At 61.9% G+C, this 18,053-nt stretch carries 17 protein-coding genes and 4 tRNA genes; 11 read left to right on the forward strand and 10 right to left on the reverse strand.

Annotation, left to right across the window (positions count from 1 at the left end; all coding sequences use genetic code 11):
- Window positions 1-119: 119 nt before the first annotated feature.
- Window positions 120-767: an ANTAR domain-containing response regulator gene (locus AC0969_RS13520; RefSeq protein ID WP_479624671.1), complete on the reverse strand. Its 648-nt coding sequence runs from the start codon at window positions 765-767 to the stop codon at window positions 120-122.
- A 75-nt stretch (window positions 768-842) separates the two neighbouring features.
- On the opposite strand from AC0969_RS13520, the gene tsaD reads away from it, so the two are divergent.
- Complete coding sequence (tsaD, locus tag AC0969_RS13525) at window positions 843-1,871, forward strand: tRNA (adenosine(37)-N6)-threonylcarbamoyltransferase complex transferase subunit TsaD (RefSeq protein WP_479624672.1); 1,029 nt, start codon at window positions 843-845, stop codon at window positions 1,869-1,871.
- On the opposite strand, the gene AC0969_RS13530 is transcribed toward tsaD, so the two are convergent.
- On the reverse strand, window positions 1,868-2,236 hold the full coding sequence (locus tag AC0969_RS13530; protein WP_479624673.1) for an Hsp20/alpha crystallin family protein: 369 nt from the start codon (window positions 2,234-2,236) through the stop codon (window positions 1,868-1,870). The two genes, tsaD and AC0969_RS13530, sit on opposite strands and share 4 nt — an antisense overlap.
- Window positions 2,237-2,328: 92 nt before the next feature.
- Here AC0969_RS13530 and AC0969_RS13535 point away from each other — a divergent pair, with 92 nt between their 5' ends.
- Entirely contained in the window at window positions 2,329-3,600 is a 1,272-nt protein-coding gene (locus AC0969_RS13535) for a branched-chain amino acid ABC transporter substrate-binding protein (RefSeq protein ID WP_479624674.1), read from the forward strand.
- Here AC0969_RS13535 and AC0969_RS13540 read toward each other — a convergent pair.
- Entirely contained in the window at window positions 3,597-3,800 is a 204-nt protein-coding gene (locus tag AC0969_RS13540) for a hypothetical protein (RefSeq protein WP_479624675.1), read from the reverse strand. The genes AC0969_RS13535 and AC0969_RS13540 overlap by 4 nt on opposite strands.
- A gap of 56 nt (window positions 3,801-3,856) precedes the next feature.
- On the opposite strand from AC0969_RS13540, the gene AC0969_RS13545 reads away from it, so the two are divergent.
- The 7 genes from AC0969_RS13545 (at window position 3,857) to AC0969_RS13575 (ending at window position 6,842) form a co-directional block, all read left to right on the forward strand.
- Window positions 3,857-5,014, forward strand: a complete 1,158-nt coding sequence (locus AC0969_RS13545) for a pyridoxal phosphate-dependent aminotransferase (protein ID WP_479624676.1) — start codon at window positions 3,857-3,859, stop codon at window positions 5,012-5,014.
- Window positions 5,015-5,115: 101 nt separating this feature from the next.
- A tRNA-Gly gene (locus AC0969_RS13550) sits at window positions 5,116-5,191 on the forward strand.
- A 48-nt stretch (window positions 5,192-5,239) separates the two neighbouring features.
- Window positions 5,240-5,313 (forward strand) — tRNA-Cys (locus AC0969_RS13555).
- A gap of 67 nt (window positions 5,314-5,380) precedes the next feature.
- Window positions 5,381-5,456, forward strand: a tRNA-Gly gene (locus AC0969_RS13560).
- A gap of 231 nt (window positions 5,457-5,687) precedes the next feature.
- Window positions 5,688-5,772 (forward strand) — tRNA-Leu (locus AC0969_RS13565).
- Window positions 5,773-5,829: 57 nt separating this feature from the next.
- Complete coding sequence (locus AC0969_RS13570; protein ID WP_479624677.1) at window positions 5,830-6,051, forward strand: hypothetical protein; 222 nt, start codon at window positions 5,830-5,832, stop codon at window positions 6,049-6,051.
- Window positions 6,052-6,206: 155 nt separating this feature from the next.
- Window positions 6,207-6,842, forward strand: coding sequence for a DUF6806 family protein (locus AC0969_RS13575; protein ID WP_479624678.1), 636 nt, complete (start codon window positions 6,207-6,209; stop codon window positions 6,840-6,842).
- An 11-nt stretch (window positions 6,843-6,853) separates the two neighbouring features.
- On the opposite strand, the gene murI is transcribed toward AC0969_RS13575, so the two are convergent.
- On the reverse strand, window positions 6,854-7,666 hold the full coding sequence (gene murI, locus AC0969_RS13580; RefSeq protein WP_479624679.1) for a glutamate racemase: 813 nt from the start codon (window positions 7,664-7,666) through the stop codon (window positions 6,854-6,856).
- The gene (locus AC0969_RS13585) at window positions 7,663-9,216 is read right to left on the reverse strand and encodes a fumarate hydratase (RefSeq protein WP_479624680.1); all 1,554 of its coding nucleotides are present in this window, start codon (window positions 9,214-9,216) and stop codon (window positions 7,663-7,665) included. Before AC0969_RS13585 ends, murI begins: the two co-directional genes overlap by 4 nt.
- Window positions 9,217-9,588: 372 nt before the next feature.
- Between AC0969_RS13585 and AC0969_RS13590 the strand changes: the two genes are divergently transcribed.
- Both AC0969_RS13590 and fumC read left to right on the forward strand, forming a co-directional pair.
- Window positions 9,589-12,123 carry a sensor domain-containing protein gene (locus tag AC0969_RS13590; RefSeq protein WP_479624681.1) on the forward strand — a complete coding sequence of 845 codons (2,535 nt, stop codon included), beginning with the start codon at window positions 9,589-9,591 and terminating at the stop codon, window positions 12,121-12,123.
- A 183-nt stretch (window positions 12,124-12,306) separates the two neighbouring features.
- Window positions 12,307-13,692, forward strand: coding sequence for a class II fumarate hydratase (fumC, locus tag AC0969_RS13595; protein WP_479624682.1), 1,386 nt, complete (start codon window positions 12,307-12,309; stop codon window positions 13,690-13,692).
- A 65-nt stretch (window positions 13,693-13,757) separates the two neighbouring features.
- Here the strand turns inward: fumC and AC0969_RS13600 are convergent, their stop codons facing one another.
- From AC0969_RS13600 to AC0969_RS13620, 5 genes are all read right to left on the reverse strand, one after another.
- On the reverse strand, window positions 13,758-14,402 hold the full coding sequence (locus AC0969_RS13600; RefSeq protein WP_479624683.1) for a TetR/AcrR family transcriptional regulator: 645 nt from the start codon (window positions 14,400-14,402) through the stop codon (window positions 13,758-13,760).
- Between the two features lie 14 nt (window positions 14,403-14,416).
- Window positions 14,417-15,250: an alpha/beta fold hydrolase gene (locus AC0969_RS13605; RefSeq protein WP_479624684.1), complete on the reverse strand. Its 834-nt coding sequence runs from the start codon at window positions 15,248-15,250 to the stop codon at window positions 14,417-14,419.
- Window positions 15,251-15,489: 239 nt separating this feature from the next.
- Window positions 15,490-16,383: a sugar phosphate isomerase/epimerase family protein gene (locus tag AC0969_RS13610; RefSeq protein ID WP_479624685.1), complete on the reverse strand. Its 894-nt coding sequence runs from the start codon at window positions 16,381-16,383 to the stop codon at window positions 15,490-15,492.
- Window positions 16,380-17,291, reverse strand: coding sequence for a VOC family protein (locus AC0969_RS13615; RefSeq protein ID WP_479624686.1), 912 nt, complete (start codon window positions 17,289-17,291; stop codon window positions 16,380-16,382). The genes AC0969_RS13610 and AC0969_RS13615 overlap by 4 nt, the downstream gene beginning before the upstream one ends.
- 14 nt (window positions 17,292-17,305) lie before the next feature.
- Window positions 17,306-18,052, reverse strand: a complete 747-nt coding sequence (locus AC0969_RS13620) for an ABC transporter ATP-binding protein (protein WP_479624687.1) — start codon at window positions 18,050-18,052, stop codon at window positions 17,306-17,308.
- Window position 18,053: the final 1 nt, after the last annotated feature.

Here is an 18,053-nt window from a genome sequence, read left to right on the forward strand (position 1 = left end):
GCTATTAAATAAATAGCTTCTCATCCACGCTGGTATTGCGCTAAAAGCTTATTTTGTAAAAAACAACTGGCAATAAATGTTTGCACCAAATGCGTGCACTGCGCCTTGGTGTGGCGGGTCTAGCCGAGCAGGTCGGCCACATCCAGCATGCGCTGGGCTACGTCTACCAGCTTCATGCTTTTGTCCATGGCGGCTTTGCGCAGGCGGTCGTAGGCGGCTTGCTCGGTCAGGCCCTGGCGCTGCATCAGCAGGCCCTTGGCACGGTCGATCACCTTGCGGTTGAGTAGCTCGGCCTTGTGGTCGTCCAGCGCCTCGCGGGTATCGGCCAGCTCTTTGCGCAGCGCCTGCTCGTGCTCAAAGCGGGCCATCGCCACGTCCAGAATCGGCTTGATGCGTGCCGCCGACAACCCGGCCACGATGTAGGCCGACACCCCCGCCGCCACCGCGTCCTTTACGTGCGAGGTGTCGTCGTCATTGGTAAACATGACGATCGGGCGGCGCGCATTGCGGGTGGCCATCACTACGTGTTCCAGCGCGTCGCGGGCCTCGCTCTCGGCATCCACAATCACCATGTCGGGCTGCAACTGGGCCAGCCGTTCGGTCAAAAAGCTGTCGCCCGGCAGCACCGCCACCAGGTTGTAGCCGTTTTCCAGCAGGCCAATGCGCAGCGCCCGCGAGCGCTCGGCTTGCAGCAGAGCCGTGTCGTCACGCGGGTCCAGCACGTCCAAATCGGGGGCAATCACTACGATGCGCAGGGCTTCATTCATGCACAAAAACCTGCAAGATTCGCGCCAAGTGTGTGCGGCCCTACACTCGCGGGCTGTTTGACTGAGGAAACGCTTGTGCTGGTATTGGGTATTGAATCATCGTGTGACGAAACCGGCATTGCGCTGGTGCGCTCTGAGGGCGTGGCCCTGCCTGTGCTGCTGGCGCACGCGCTGCACAGCCAGATCGAAATGCACCAGGCCTACGGCGGCGTGGTGCCCGAGCTGGCCAGCCGCGACCACATCCGCCGCGTGCTGCCCCTGACCCGGCAGGTGCTGGAGGAGGCTGCGCATACGCTGCAAGACGTGGATGTGGTGGCCTTCACCCGGGGCCCTGGCTTGGCTGGCGCGCTGTTGGTCGGCGCGGGCGTGGCCTGTGCGCTGGGCGCGGCCTTGGGCAAACCGGTGCTGGGCGTGCACCATCTGGAAGGGCATTTGCTGTCGCCGTTTTTAAGCGCCGACCCGCCCGAGTTTCCGTTCGTGGCGCTACTGGTATCCGGCGGCCATACCCAGTTGATGCGGGTGGACGGCGTGGGCCGCTACGAGATGCTGGGCGAAACCATTGACGACGCAGCGGGCGAGGCTTTTGACAAATCCGCCAAGCTGATGGGCTTGGGCTACCCCGGCGGCCCGGCCTTGTCGCGGCTGGCAGAAAAAGGCGACCCGGTGGCCTTCAAGCTGCCGCGCCCCTTGCTGCACAGCGGCAACCTGGACTTTTCATTTGCCGGACTGAAGACGGCGGTGATGACGCAGGCGAAGAAGCTGGGCGACGATCTGGAGGCCCGTAAAGCCGACCTGGCGGCCAGCACCCAGGCCGCCATCGTCGAAGTGCTGCTGAAAAAGTCGATGATCGCCCTGCAGCGCACCGGCCTGCGCAGGCTGGTGGTGGCGGGCGGGGTGGGGGCGAACAAATCACTGCGCAGCCAGCTCAACGCCGTCTGCGCCAAATCGGGCATCCGCGTGCACTACCCCGAGCTGCATTTGTGTACCGACAACGGCGCGATGATCGCCATGGCCGGTGCCATGCGGCTGCAGTCGGGTTTGCAGGCGGCCACACGGACGTACGCTTTCGACGTCAAGCCGCGCTGGCCCCTGGATTCCCTTTAGTTGATGGTCAGGTTGGAGACGTTACTAACCGGCGCTTTCTTCGCCAGTTTCAAGGTCAGCACACCGTTCTCCAGCCGCGCATCGCTGGCCGACACGTCAATGTCTTGCGGCAACTCGTATGCGGCCTTGTAGCTGCGGGGTGCGTCGGGCTGGCTTTCAATGCGCACCACGCTGCCTTCGATGCCAATGGAGAGCTGCTCTTTGGCGATACCGGGCACGTCAAATTGCAGGCTGTAGGCATGCTCGTCCTGGGTGACGCGGTAGCTGGAAGCGCGTTTTTCATCGAGCAGGTGGTGCAGGGCGCGCAGGCTCTGGGCGTTGCTGGAAGAACGGGAAAAAGCGGGGTGGGTAGCTGCAATAAACATAGTGGACTCCATATACATTACGCGGCGCTCACCGTGATTGCCGCTTGGAACACATCTGCGTGCGCCGCACTCTATTTCAAGGAAATTCTTGCATGTTTAAGTTTCACCGTCCGCTCTTGAAATCGTGCGCTGTGGCGCTATGTGGCCTGGTTTTGGCCTCTGCCCAGGCCGCCCCTGCGCCCATCAAGCTGGCCCTGGTCGAGGGCTTGAGCGGCCCGTTCGGCAACGGCGGTGAGGCCGTGTTTCGCAACCTGATTTGGGCGGTGGAGCGTGTCAATACACGCGGCGGCGTGCCGCTGCCGGACGGCAAACACCTGCTGGCGCTGGAGCGCTATGACAGCAAGGGCCAGAACGAAGAAGCCCTGTCGGCCCTGCGTGCGGCCATCGACGACGGCGCGCAGTTCATCCTGCAAGGCAACTCCTCGGCCACCGCCGCTGTGCTGATCGACGCCATCAACAAGCACAACGACCGCGAGCCCGGCAAACGCGTGCTGCTGCTGAATTACGCGGCGGTAGACCCCGCGCTGACCAACGAGAAATGCAGCTTCTGGCACTTCCGCTTTGACGCGCACGCCGACATGCGCATGGCCGCGCTGATGGCGGTGTTCAAAGACGACGCAGCGGTCAAAAGCGTCTACATCCTGGGCCAGGACTACAGCTTCGGCCAAGCCGTGGCGCGCGAGGCCCGCCGCCAATTGGCCGTGCAGCGCTCCGACGTGCGGGTGGTGGGCGACGAGCTGCATCCGCTGGGCCGCATCAAAGACTTCATCCCCTACGCCGCCAAGATCAAAGCCAGCGGTGCGCAGGCCGTCATCACAGGCAATTTTGGCAACGACCTGACCCTGCTGGTCAAGGCTGCCCGCGAGGTCGGTTTTGAGGGCAAGTTCTACACCTTCTACGGCAACGCGCTGGGCGCGCCCGCCGCTTTGGGCGACGCGGGCGTGGGCAAAGTCATCGCCGTGGCCGACTGGCTGCCGAACACCCCCACCGCGCAAAGCCAGGCTTTTGTGCAGGCCTTCCGCCAGCGCTTCCCCAAGCCCGCCGATGACTATCTGCACATGCGCATGCAGCTGATGGTGGAGGCCTTGGCCCAGGCGGTGGAAAAAGCCGGTACTATCGATTTAATAGCTGTAGCCACAAGTCTGGAGCGCGCTAGCGTTAGTTTGTATGGCCAAACTGGCAGCATGCGCGCCGCCGACCACCAGTTCCAGCAGCCGCTGGCCGTGGGCAGCATGGACCGCCAAGGCACGCCGGGCGTGCAATTTGATGTGGAAGGCTCTGGCTACGGCTTTCGGGTGGTCAAGCGCACCAGCGCCGTCCAGGCCGAGATGCCCAGCACCTGCAAGATGGTGCGACCCGGCTAACGCGTATAGCCCGCGCAAGCCCCGGCGTTGGGTCGGCCCTTGCATTCGCGCAACAAACGGCGGTTGCGCTCGGCCGTGCTTTCAGACGAATCTTTGAGGATGCGGACTTGGGATGCGCCTTTGGGTTTTTTGGTTTTTGCAAAGCCGGGGCCGGCCAGCGCCAAGGCAAGAAAACAGCACATCAAAACGCGGTACGGCATGGGGACATCTCCAGATGGGGTGCGCATAATCATGCCTCCACAGCCCCCATCCGTCTATGCGCCAAGCCATCCTGAACCTCGAAGCATCCAAAATCCGTGAAGTCGCCAATGCGGGCATAGGGCGCAGCGACGTTCTGGCCTTCTGGTTTGGCGAAAGCGACGAGGCCACCCCCGATTTCATCCGCCAGGCTGCCATCGCATCGCTGCAACAGGGCGAAACTTTTTATTCCCACAACCTCGGCTTACCCGAGCTGCGCGATGCGGTTGCCCATTACATGGGCGCATTGCACGGCCCCCTCAGCGCCGACCGCATCGCCATCACCTCGGGCGGTGTCAATGCACTGATGCTGGCTATGCAGATGCTGGTGGACGCAGGCGACGAAGTGGTCGCTGTCACGCCGGTTTGGCCCAATCTGACGGCCCAGCCCGCCATCTTGGGCGCACGCCTGCGCTGTGTCGCGCTACAGCCGCAGCCCGACGGAGCCTGGACGCTGGACATGGCCCAGCTGCTGGCCGCCGTTACGCCTGCCACCAAGCTGCTGGTCTTGAACGCCCCCAACAACCCCACCGGCTGGACCCTGACCCGCGCCGAGCAGCAAACCATCCTCGACCACTGCCGCCGCACCGGCACCTGGATCTTGGCCGACGAGGTGTACGAGCGCTTGTACTACGCGCCCAGCGCCAACGGTTGTGCCCCCAGCTTTCTGGATGTGGCCGCGCCCGAAGACCGGCTGGTGGTGGTGCACAGCTTCTCCAAAAACTTCTTGATGACCGGCTGGCGGCTCGGCTGGCTGGTCATGCCCGCCAGCGCCACGTCGCACATGGGTAAGCTGATCGAGTTCAATACCTCCTGCGCCAGCGTATTTGTGCAGCGCGCCGGCATCGCCGCACTACAGGGCACCGACAACATCACGCCCCGTGTGGTGGCCCACCTCAAAACCTGCCGCGATACGCTGGTGCCGCTGCTGCAAGCCGTGCCCGGCGTGCGCGTGGCTACCGCGCAGGGCGGCATGTACGCTTTTTTCCAATTGGCAGGCCACCCGGATTCCCTGCTGACAGCCAAGCGTCTGGTCGCCGAAGCCGGTCTGGGTTTGGCCCCCGGCAACGCCTTCGCCCCCGAGGCCCAGGGCTGGCTGCGCTGGTGTTTTGCGTCCAAAGATCTGCATCGATTGGAGCAGGGCGTGGAAAGACTCAAAAAGTGGGCTATAATTTGAGGCTTGCTATAACGTATTTAAAGTACAGAGCAGCAAGCGACAAGAACCCTGGTTCAAGTCAAAATAAGCCGAAAGTCATGGTATGATTTGAGGCTTGAAACGCGGGAGTAGCTCAGTTGGTAGAGCGCAACCTTGCCAAGGTTGAGGTCGAGAGTTCGAGACTCTTCTCCCGCTCCAAATTGGTAAAAAGGGAAGCTTCAGGCTTCCCTTTTTTATGCTGAATTTGGCGCGATAACAAAGCGGTTATGTACCGGATTGCAAATCCGGCTAGCCCGGTTCGACTCCGGGTCGCGCCTCCAGAGATTCAAATATCGATTAAATCGGTATTTTGGGTAAAAAGTCATGCTAGAATGCAAGGCTTGAAACGCGGGAGTAGCTCAGTTGGTAGAGCGCAACCTTGCCAAGGTTGAGGTCGAGAGTTCGAGACTCTTCTCCCGCTCCAAATTGGCAAAAAAGGAAGCTTAGGCTTCCTTTTTTTATGCCCGTTTGTTTTTACGTTGCACTGTGGCCGTCGCCATGCGCCAAGCCTGAAATTGCCATCCCTGCGGGTTACAATGCGGCTGCTTTTTAGCCTAGGCGAGACGAAAAAGAGGCCCAATCCTCTGCCTTCAGCCCTGTCAACCACTGTGTTGCCGGGGTTGTTTTGTTTCACCATGCCAAGGTTCATGCAGCAGGCTCGGTGGTGTAATTGGTAGCCACAGCAGACTTAAAATCTGCCGACGCAAGTCGTACCGGTTCGATTCCGGTCCGAGCCACCATTTTTGCGGTTTCGCATGGCGATCTGCTGGCGATAATCAGGATTTGCAAAAAATCCCATGGAACAAGATAAACCCGAAACCCTAGAAGAATACGTGCCCGGCGTAGCCAATGGTCGCCACTACATGGCCAAGCTGTGCCATTGTGTGGATGGGCCGTGGTCCATTGAGGTTGTCCACGTCGAGGGGCTGCCGCCCTTGGGCGATAGCGAAAAGAGCTGGGCCACGCGCGATGAAGCGGTACAGGCCGCCAACACAATGGTGGCAGCACTCGCGCACTAAGCCTGCTCGCTGTCCGCATGGGCGTACACGTAAAATCAGCCTGCTGCGAATCCACCACCGACGGCGACACTTTTCTTTTGGCCGATTCCAAAAGCTTTTGACCGCTGCGCTTGACGCTGGTTTTCAACCCCCTCAAAAGCGCCTAATATCTCCCTATGTCCCGTTACAACGCTCCCTTTGAAATCCATGTGCACGGTCAGGTCGCTTTGCGTACCGACGTGACGTTCCACCAAATCCAGGACGCGCTCAAGCCACTGTGGAAATACGCCGGGGCCAAATCCCTGGCCGATGCCGCTAGCAGCGCTTACGAAGAAGAGCCGGGTATCCAGTTCAATGCCCCCGACCACATGCTGCAAATGTGCTGGACAGTGCCAGGCGACGAAGACTTCAAGCAGGCGCTGGACGAAATGTGCATGAGCCTGAACGAACTGGCCGAGCGCGGTGCCTCCATCGAAGTCACCTTCTACGACACTGACTTTGACGAAGAAGACGAGCAGGCCGAAGGCGAGTCGCGTGATGACTTTCTGATGCTGTTCGTTGGCCCTACGCCTGCGGCCATCATGCAGGTGCAGCGCGATCTGCTAGTGCAGGACGTGATCAACATGATGGAGCGCCATTTCGACGCGTCTGAGCTTAACGGCGTGGTGCGCGAGATCGACCTGCTGTTCACCCAGCGCTTCGATGCTCTGGTGAACTCGCTGGAGCTGGGCAAGCCACCCCGTGGCCCCGGCGGATCGGGCGGAGCCGGTGGCCACGGCAGCGGTGGCCGTCGGCCGCGCCATTTGCACTGAAGTTTGCGGACTTAATCCCAGCGCACCGCATCCTCGGTGGCAAACCCCAGCCAGCGCCGCGCTGCCGCTTGCAGCACGGCGGGCTCGCCGGTGGTGACCAGTTGTACCCGGCCTGGGCCCGCCACGGCCAACGTACCGGCCCCTTCCAGCAACTGCCGGGTGCGCCGTGCTACGGGTTCGCCGGTGGACAGGATGCGCACCTGTGGGCCGACCAATTCGGCCAGATGCGCCTGGGCAAACACGTAATGCGTGCAGCCCAGCACCAGCGTGTCGATTTCGCCCGGATTTAAGCCAAATAGGCCCATAGCGCTTATGTAGTCTGCGCAGAGTGCTATTGTTTTTGAGTCGTCACCCGAGGCCACGCTGCGGCTGATGGCATCGGCCAGGCCGTCGCAGGGCTGGACGACGAAGCTGGCCTGGTCTTGCAGGCTGCGGTGCAGGGTGTTGAACTTGGCGCTGGTGACGGTGCCGCGCGTGCCGATCACGCCCACGCGTTTCGTCTGGCTGGCGGCAGCGGCAGGTTTCAGCCCCGGCTCCACACCCACGATGGGCAGGTCGGGGTGCTCGGCCCTGAGCTGTGCCACGGCGGCCATCGTGGCGGTGTTGCAGGCGATGACCAGCGCCTTGATGCCGTGGGTGTCCCGCAGATAGGCGGTGATGGCGCGGGAGCGCGCCAGCACATACGCATCGCCGCGCTCGCCGTAAGGCGCGTGCAGGCTGTCGTCGAGGTAGACGAAGTGCTCCAGCGGCAGGGCCGCTTGCAGCGCTTGTAAAACGCTTAAGCCCCCGATGCCGCTGTCGAATACGCCTATGGGGGCATTCAAGCCGCGACAACTCCGATGTTTTTGAACTCGCCGGTGGCGATGCGTTTTTGCCATTCGGCCGGGCCGGTGATGTGGGCGCTGGTGCCGCCTGCGTCCACGGCCACTGTCACGGGCATGTCCACCACGTCGAATTCGTAGATGGCTTCCATGCCTAGGTCGGCAAAGCCCACCACCTTGGCGGTTTTGATGGCTTTACTGACCAAATAGGCGGCGCCGCCCACGGCCATCAGGTAGGCGCTCTTGTGCTTCTTGATGGCTTCGATGGCGACGGGACCGCGCTCGGATTTACCGATCATCGAAATCAAACCCGTCTCGGCCAGCATCATTTCGGTGAAGCCGTCCATGCGGGTGGCGGTGGTGGGGCCTGCGGGGCCTACGGCTTCGTCACGCACCGGATCGACCGGGCCGACGTAGTAGATGACGCGGTTGGTAAAGTCTACGGGTAGCTTTTCGCCCTTGGCCAGCATGTCCTGGATGCGCTTGTGGGCGGCGTCGCGCCCGGTGAGCATCTTGCCGTTCAGCAGCAAGGTGTCGCCGGGTTTCCAGCTGGCCACCTCGGCCTTGGTCAGGGTGTTCAGATCGACCTTTTTGCTCTTGTTGTAGTCGGGGGTCCAGTTAACGTTGGGCCACAGGTCCAGGCTTGGCGGGTCCAGGTAGACCGGGCCGCTGCCATCCATCACAAAGTGGGCGTGGCGGGTGGCGGCGCAGTTGGGGATCATGGCCACGGGCTTGCTGGCGGCGTGGGTGGGGTACATCTTGATCTTGATGTCCAGCACGGTGGTCAGGCCGCCCAGGCCTTGCGCGCCGATGCCCAGGGCGTTGACTTTCTCGAACAGCTCCAGGCGCAGGGCCTCGGTTTTGGTCAATGCGCCACCGGCGGATGATTTGGCTTGCAGCTCGTACATGTCCAGGTCGTCCATCAGGCTTTGCTTGGCCATCAGCACGGCCTTTTCTGCCGTGCCGCCGATGCCGATGCCCAACATGCCGGGCGGGCACCAGCCTGCACCCATCGTGGGCACGGTCTTTAGTACCCAGTCCACAACGGAGTCGCCGGGGTTGAGCATGACCATCTTGCTTTTGTTCTCGCTGCCGCCGCCCTTGGCTGCCACGGTGATGTCCAAGGTGTTGCCAGGCACGATCTCGGTATGGATGACGGCGGGGGTGTTGTCCTTGGTGTTCTTGCGGTCGAACTGGGGGTCGGCCACGATGCTGGCGCGCAAGGTGTTGTCGGGGTGGGCGTAGCCATGGCGTACGCCTTGGTTGATGGCATCGTCCAGCGAACCGGTGAAGCCTTCCCAGCGCACGTCCATGCCCACTTTCAAGAACACGTTGACGATGCCGGTGTCCTGGCAGATGGGGCGCTGGCCGGTGGCGCTCATTTTGCTGTTGGTCAGGATCTGGGCAATCGCGTCTTTGGCGGCGGCGCTCTGTTCGCGGTCATAGGCGCGGGCCAGATGGGCGATGTAGTCGGCCGGGTGGTAGTAGCTGATGTACTGCAGCGCAGCGGCGATGGATTCGATCAGGTCGGCCTGGCGGATGCTCGTGGTCATGGGTGGGCTTGTAGTTGGTGGAAAACGCCATCGATTATCTCTTTTGCCCGCCACGCTGGGATGGAGCGGTGGCGGTGGCGGTTTTTAGGGGGCGTTTGGTTGTGGGGCGCGGGTTTTTTTTGGCAGGCCGTGAGTGGTTTTGTGAGTGTAGGGAATAAGTCAAATTGTTTTACTAATAGTTACATAATTGGTACTTAGAACGTGGTTTGAATAAGATGCCAAACCAGAATCCAAGCAACGCACTTACTTTAATTTTTCAGAAAAAGTATGGAACCGCAAAATTCACCGAAAGAGAGCGGTTTAAGCCAAGACTCCATTCACTCTGCAGCGCATGCCGAGTCGTTAATTTGTAACGACCCGTACCGCAATTTAGTGACTGCGATGCCCGTGGGCGTGCTGATTCAGGCACCCGACTCCGAAATCATTTTGTGTAACCCCAAGGCCTTGGAGCTATTGGGCCTAACGGCAGACCAGCTGCTGGGCAAGACCTCTTTTGATCCCGACTGGAGTGTGATCCATGTGGATGGATCGCCCTTTGCAAGTTCAACCCACCCGGGGCCAGTGGCCATTGCGTCCAGGTTGCCAGTGCGAAACGTCGAAATGGGGGTGTTTCGCCCCAAGACCCAGGACCGCGTATGGCTGCGGGTGGATGCCGACCCGCAGTTACATGCCGATGGTTCGGTGCGGCAGGTTATTTGCACCTTCTCGGATGTAACGCATACCAACGTGGTGCGCGAGTCGCACTACAAAATAGGTGAACTGGAACGCGCGGCCCAGGCTATGCAAGAGCAAAACGCTTTCATGCACTCAATCTTGGATTCGGTGGCGGTGGCGGTGGAGATGGTGGTGGTGTCCAACAACGGCACTATTTTGGCGGTAAACCAACCCTTTAGCGCCTTTGCCCAGGCCAATGCGGCCCAGCCGAGTGTGGCAACCGTGCATGCAGGCATTGGTGGCAATTATTTGTCGGCCTATGCCTCCCAAAAGGGGCAGCCCACCAGCGCCGGTGAAGCCTACCGCGGCATCCGTTCGGTGCTAGATGGTGGCGTGCCGTTGTTCCGCATGGAGTACGCCTGCCACGCGCCAGACCAGCAGCGCTGGTTTCGCATGGATGTGACGCCTTTGTGGGCGGTGGGCGACCATGGGGCCGTCATAGTACACATCGACATCACCGCGAATAAGCTGGCCGAAATAGTGCAGCAAGAGCGCCAAGCCGATCTGGCCACCGCGCAAAGCATTGCCCACATTGGCAGCTGGAGCTGGGACGCCCAGACCGATATCAACACCGTGTCTGACGAGCTGCTGCGTATTTTTGGGCTGGAAGCTGTACTGCCTTTTCACCAACAGCGCGGCGTGATGTACACGCCCGACACCTGGGACATCTTGAACGAGGCGGGGCGCGATGCGGTGCGCTCAGGCGTGGGCTACAACCTGGAGCTGCCGGCCTGGCACGTCCTGGGACAGGATTTGTGGATCAACATCCGCGGCGTTGCGGTAGCCGGTGCAGACGGCAAAGTGGTTGGTTTGCGCGGCACGGTACAAGACATTTCTGAACGCAAACATGCCGAGCAGCGCATCCAGACGCTGGCCTACTTTGATGCGTTAACCCAGCTTCCCAACCGCACCCTGTTGATGGACCGCATCCAGCAGGCCATTACGGCCGGTAGCCGCGCTGGCGACGCTGGGGCGGTGCTGTGGGTCAATCTGGACCATTTCAAAACCCTCAACGACACCCGGGGCCACGAGGTTGGCGACTTGCTGCTGGTGCAAGTCGCCAACCGCCTGAGCGCCTGCGTGCGCGACAGCGACACCGTATCGCGCATAGGTGCTGATGCGTTTGTGCTAGTGCTCAATGGGCTTCACCACGACCCGCGCGATGCCGCAGCGCAGGTAGAGGCCGTCGGCAAGAAGATTCTTGGCGCGCTGCGCCAGCGCTACCTGCTGGGCACGCTAGAGTACACCTGCACGGTCAGCATGGGGGCGACCTTGTTTTTTGGGCATGACACCCAGGTGGAAGAGTTGTTGCAACAGGCCGAGCTAGCGGTTGACAAGGCCAAAGCATCTGGGCGCAACGTTATTCGCTTCTTCAACCCCGAGATGCAAACCCTGGTGATGGAGCGTGCGGCCCTGGAGGAGGGTTTAAGAACCGCCATCCACGACGGCCAGTTACAGCTGCACTACCAGCCGCAGGTCGATGGCCGTGGCGTGATTTGTGGTGCCGAGGCCCTGGTGCGCTGGTTGCACCCGCTCCAGGGCATGGTGCACCCAGCCAAGTTCATACCCGTGGCCGAAGAAACCGGACTCATCTTGCCGCTAGGCAACTGGGTGCTGTACACCGCCTGCCAGCAGCTAGCGCACTGGTCGCACCACGCGGTATTGAAAGACTGCACCATTGCCGTCAACGTCAGTGCCCACCAGTTTCGCGATGCCCATTTCGTCACCACTGTGCTCCGCACCCTGTGCCAAACGGGTGCCCGCCCCGACCGCCTGAAGCTAGAGCTGACCGAGAGCCTTTTTATTGACAACGTGGAGGACATCATCGCCAAGATGCTCCTCTTGAAGGCCGAGGGCATTGCGTTCGCGCTGGACGATTTTGGGACCGGGTACTCCTCGCTTTCGCACCTCAAGCGCATGCCTTTGGCGCAGCTGAAGATCGACCAGTACTTTGTGCGTGATATTTTGGTGGACCCGAACGATGCGGCCATTGCGCGCATGGTGGTGGCGCTGGGGCAAAGCATGGGGCTGCATGTCATTGCCGAAGGGGTAGAAACCCAGGCCCAGGCCGACTACCTGGCCCACATCGGTTGCCAAGCCTACCAAGGCTACTTTTTTGGCAAACCCATGGCCATTGCTGCGTTTGAACACTTGGTGGCAGAACGCCTGAGCGGACCTGCACTGCCGGGCTAGGCAGCTGATCCTGGGTACGGTGTTGTTGCTATTGTTTTGATAGCTATTGGTGCAGGTTTTATATGGGCTAGAAGCCATTTTTGTTAATAAAATTGTCACTTGTTCACCCTAAACCCTTTGCGGCACACACGGGTTTGTTGAGAATTGCTACTATTTGACAATCTCAACCCCGTACATTGCCTTATGACCACCCGTACCGAACGCGACACCTTTGGCCCCATCGAGGTACCCGCTGACAAACTGTGGGGTGCGCAGACCCAGCGCTCGCTGCTCAACTTTGACATTTCGGGCGAGCAGCAGCCGCGTGAAATCATCCGTGCGCTGGCGCAGGTGAAACGGGCTTCGGCGGTGGTCAACCACGCTTTAGGCTTGCAGGACGCGCAAAAAACCCAGGCCATCGTGGCCGCCGCCGACGAGGTGATTGCGGGCCAGCACCCCGGCGAATTTCCGCTGGTGGTGTGGCAAACCGGCTCGGGCACGCAAACCAATATGAATGTCAACGAGGTGCTGGCCAACCGTGCCAGCGAGCTGCTGGGCGGCCAGCGCGGCGAGGGCAGGCTGGTACACCCGAATGACGACGTGAACCGTAGCCAGTCCAGCAACGACGTGTTTCCCACCGCCATGCACGTGGCGGCGGTGGATGCCATCACCCACAAACTGCTGCCCTCCATTACCAAGCTGCGCGACACGTTGGCCCAAAAATCGGCAGATTTCGACGACATCGTGAAGATAGGCCGCACCCATTTGCAAGATGCCACGCCGCTCACCCTGGGCCAAGAGTTCTCGGGTTACGTGGCCCAGTTGGACCACGGCGCGCGCCACATCCAGGCCGCCTTGCCGCACCTGTGCGAGCTGGCGCTGGGCGGCACCGCAGTGGGCACCGGGCTGAACGCGCCCAAGGGCTACGCCGAAGCGGCGGCAGCGGAACTGGCCCGGTTGACCGGCTTGCCGTTCATCACCGCGCCCAATAAGTTTGAAGCTTTGGCCAGCTGCGACGCGCTGGTGCATGCCCACGGTGCGCTCAAAACCCTGGCCGCCAGCCTGATGAAAATTGCCAACGATGTGCGCTGGCTGGCCAGTGGCCCGCGCAGCGGCATCGGCGAGCTGAGCATTCCCGAGAACGAACCCGGCTCCAGCATCATGCCGGGCAAGGTCAACCCCACGCAGAGCGAGGCTGTCACCATGCTGGCCGCGCAGGTGTTTGGCAACGACGTGGCGATCAACTTTGGCGGCGCGTCGGGCAATTTCGAGCTGAATGTGTTTCGCCCGATGGTGGCGCATAACTTCCTGCAAAGCGTGCGCCTGCTGAGTGATGGCATGGTCAGCTTCAACGACCACTGTGCCGCAGGGATTGAGCCCAACCGTGACCGTATCACCGCGCTGGTGAACGGCTCGCTGATGCTGGTGACCGCGCTGAACACCCACATTGGCTATGACAAGGCGGCCTACATTGCCAAGAAGGCGCACAAGGAAGGCAGCAGCCTGCGCGAAGCGGCAGTGGCATCCGGCCACGTCACGGCCGAGCAGTTTGATGCGTGGGTGGTGCCGGGGAATATGGTGGGGCGTTGAAAATGCTTGCTATTTAAAGAATAGCTGCTTGCGCTTGTTGTGTATGCGCTGGAGGCACTTTTTACTTAAATGCTCACATACCGCAGCAGCATCTCGACGATGTTCTCCCGCCGCTGGGCGATGGCCTCGGGGCTGTCCATGTCGCGCTTGAAGATCAGCGCGAAGGTGTGTCGGTTGGAGACGTTGAAGAAGCTCAGGGCGCTGATCGACATGTGCAGGTCCACCGGGTCCAGCCCGGGGCGGAATACGCCGCTGGCCACGCCGCGCTGGTAGACCTCGGCAATGCTGTCGATGGCTGGACTGTTGAGCTGCTGGATGCTGTTGCTGCGGGCCAGGGTGGCGCCGCGCTGGATGTTTTCGTTCATCACCAGCCGGATGAAATCGGGGTTGGTACGCTCGTAGTCCACGGTAAAGCCTACCAGGGCGCGCAGCGCCGCTATAGGCTCCAGGTCGGCCAGGTGCAGCTCGCCCTCGATGGTGCGGATGCGGCCATAGGCATCTTCCAGCACCGCCAGGTACAGGCCTTCTTTGCTACCAAAATAGTAGTAGATCATGCGCTTGCTGGTGCGCGTGGCTTCGGCGATCAGATCGATGCGGGCACCGGCAAAGCCTTTTTCCGAGAACTCGTGGGTGGCCACGGCGAGGATGTCGGCGCGGGTGCGCTCGGGGTCGTTGGTGCGGGGTTCGGGTTTTTTGGCGGGTGCAGGCATGGCAGGGAGTGTAGTCAGAGCACTTGCAGCAATGCGGCGTTGAACGCGTCGGATTGCTCAAACTGCACCCAGTGCCCAGCGGTATCCACCAGCTGCAAGGTTTGGAAGGTGGGCGCGGCTTGCAATGCGGTGGCCAGCGCGGGCAGCCGGCCTAGATACAGCGCGTCCTCGCGGCCGTAAATGGCCCACACCGGGCAGCGCACCTGTTGCAGCGCCAGCGACAGCACATCGGTGTACGACAAGCGCCGACCGGGTATGCGGTCGCGCAGCACGTTGGCGATGTGCAGGGCCAGGGTGTCGGCATCCACACTGGCCGCATCAAAAAGCATTAGCGCGGTAAGGTTGTGGCGGTGCCGGGCCTCTTGTGCGGCGGGGTCTGTCAGGTGCCGCCAAGCTTGCAGGCGCACGGTGTTGCGCTCCACCATGCCCAGGGCGGGCGCGCCCACCAGCACCAGCCGGGCCACGCGGGCCGGGTGGGCCTGGGCCAAAAAGCCGCCCACCATGCCGCCAAATGAGAAGCCCACCACGTCCACCGGGGTGTCGCCCAGCAGCCGCTGCAAGCCCGCCTCTAGCGGTACGGGCAGGGCATCGGCATCGCTGCCGCCGGGGGGCAGGGCGGAGTCGCCAAAGCCGGGCAGGTCGGGCACCCACACCTGCCGCCCGGCATCTGCCAGGCTTTGGATATTGCGCAGCCAGTGGGTCCAGCTGCCGCTGCCGCCGTGCAGCAACAGTACGGGCGGCTGGCTGCCGGGCTGGCCCCACACGTGCCATACGGTATGGCCGTCGCCGCAGGGCGTGGTGTGCTGGGTGGCGCGGGCGCGCAGGTGGGCGATATCGGTGGTGGGCATGGGGTGCGGCTGAAAATGAGTTGCTATGCTAATCATAGCTTTCTGCGCAGGTGGAATATGCGCGAGAGGCACTTTTTATCTGGAATTGCATGCGGGGGCAGGCCCCCACCCCGACCCTCCCCCGGCGGGGGAGGGGGTAATGCGGGTCCGGTATTTCTCCCTCCCCCTTCGGGGGAGGGCCGGGGTGGGGGCGGGCGGCTACTAACGGCGCTACCCCGGCGCAGGCCCCCGGGGAAGCCTCAGTTGCGCTGCTTCAGCCGCATGTCGTTGGGCAGCGGCGTAGAGCGGCGCAGCACATCTTCGCTGAGCCACAGCGCGCTTTTGCGGGCGCGGGCGGCCACCACCGGCAGGGGCAGGTTCACGTAGTCGTCGTTAAACACTTCAAAGCTGTAGTCGCCCCGGTAGCCCAGGCGGTCGAGCTTGAGCACCAGGTCCACCATCTGCTCGCTGTGCACGCCTTCGCCGGGAAACACGCGGTAGGTGCGGGCGGTGGTCATGCGCTCCTCGAAGGTCTTGGTTTCCTGCCACATGAAGTCGGCCAGTTGCACCAGAAAGATCTTGCTCGGGTCCAGGTAGTCGATCTCGTCCAGCGAGGTCTTGGCGGCCACGATGTGGTAGCCGTCAATGCCCAGGCCCAGGTTCGGGCAGTCGGCGCGGCACACCACGTCCCAGGCGGTGGTGAATTCGTTCACCGTGCGGCCCCACGACAGGCCCTCGTAGGCGATGCGGATGCCCAGCGGCACGGCCAGCATGGCCAGCTTGCGCAGGTCGCGGGCGATGTGGTCCAGGTCCTGGCTTGCGTGGGGCGAGGTGCTGGAGCAGGCCAACAGCACCTTGCAGTCCAGCGCCGCACACATCTGCAGCATGGCCTTGGCGATGTCGATCTTGTATTCGTGCAGGTGGCCGCTCAGCCCCTCAAAGTCGCGCAGCACCTGGAAACCCGTGCCGCGCAGGCCGCTGGCCTTGACCTCGGCCACGGCGGCCTCCATGCCGTCCGGGTGGCCCACGATGTCGTTGGCCTTGAGCATCACCTGGGTAAAGCCCGCGTCCTTCATCGCTTTGAGCTTGGCCTTGAGCGGCCCGGCCAGGGTGATGGTGTCCATGCCGAAGCCTTGGATGGCGTGGTCTTTCATGCTGCCAGCTCGCTGTGGACCAACTCGAATACGACGGAGCCCAGATAGGTTTTGGTGATCGCGCCCCGGCTTTCGGTGTGGGTGGTTTGGGTTTCCACAAACTCCACGCCCAGCGCGCGCAGGGCCTGCACGGCCGCCAGCACGTCGGGCACGCCCAGGCCGATGCGTTGCAGGCGCTCGTCTGCGTCATGCACATTCAGCTCGGGCTCGATCAGTTGCAGCATGAAGCTGTTGGCGGCCTCCAGCGCCGGGCTGCGCAGCAGGCTGCCCTTGGGCATGATGCCGAAGCGCTCGGCATCGGGGATCAGCGCCATGCCAAACAGGGCGTTGTAGAACTCGATCCAGTCGTAGCTGCGCTCGGGGCCGATGTACTGCACCACGCCAAAGAAGTGCAGCCCGGCGGTGGCATCGGGCTTTTGGTTGACGGAAGGAATCGGGATGAAGTCCACGTCATAGATCGAGAACTCTTTGTAGCGGTCCACAAAGTAGATGCGGCTGCCGCCCGCGCCGTGGATGGCGGGGATGTTCAGCTCCATCACCTCGGCGTGGGTGGTCACCTCCCAGGCGCCGCGCTCGCGCACGTAGTGGTAGGCGGCGCGGGCATCGCGCACGCGCAGGGCAATCGCCGAAATCACCGGCGACTCGCTGCCGTGGCCTGCGCCCTGGGCATCGGTGGGGTGGCCGTTGACCACGATGTTCAGCCCGCCCTGGCGGTACAGCTGCACCTCGCGCGAGCGGTGGCGTGCCACGGGTTTGAAGCCCATCATTTCCAGCACCTGGCCCAGCGCCTGGGGCTTGGGCGTGGAGTATTCGATGAACTCGATGCCGTCCAGCCCCAGCGGGTTGGCGGCATCGCTGAACGAAGCCTGTAGCGGCTCGCGGCTGGGGTTGACGAGTAGGTCACTCATGGATTAAACACTCCTTAATTAATAGCTGCTTGTGCAGGTGCAGCATGCGCTCCACCCAGAAATAGTCGTTCAATGTGCGGATCGGCAAGCAGTTCGGAGGCCGGTTTTTGTAGCACCAGGCGGCCGGATTCCAGTGCGATGGCGGTATCGGATATTTTGAGCGCACTTTTCACGTTTTGTTCCACCATCAACACCGTGGTGCCCTGGTCGGCCAACGTGCGCAGCAGCTTGAACACATCGGCCACCACCATCGGGCTCAGGCCAATGCTGGGCTCGTCGATCAACAGCACCTTCGGTTTCAGCAGCAGGGCGCGGCCAATCTCCAGCTGCTTCTGCTCGCCGCCCGACAAGGCGGAGGCCATGCTGTCCATGCGCTGCTTGACGCGCGGGAAGAACTCCAGCACCTCGGGGATGCGCTGGTGGGTCAGTTCCTTGCCGATGGTGATGCCCCCCAGCTCCAGGTTTTGCCACACCGTGAGCTGGCCAAACAGGTTGCGGCCCTGCGGCACAAAGGCAATGCCTTTGGCCAGCAGCTCTTTTTGCGTCAGCCCGAGCACGCTTTTGCCGTACAGCTGGATGCTGCCTTGCCGGGGTTTCAGCAGGCCAAACAGGGTTTTCAGCACCGTCGATTTGCCCGCGCCGTTGGGGCCGAGCAGCAGGGTGATGGAGCCGGTCTGGGCCTTGAAGCTGAGGTTGTTCAGGATCATGAAGTCCTTGTACCCAGCCACCACATCGTTGAACTCAATACAGGTTTCGCTCATT

Source organism: Rhodoferax sp. LB1P47 (assembly GCF_056521445.1).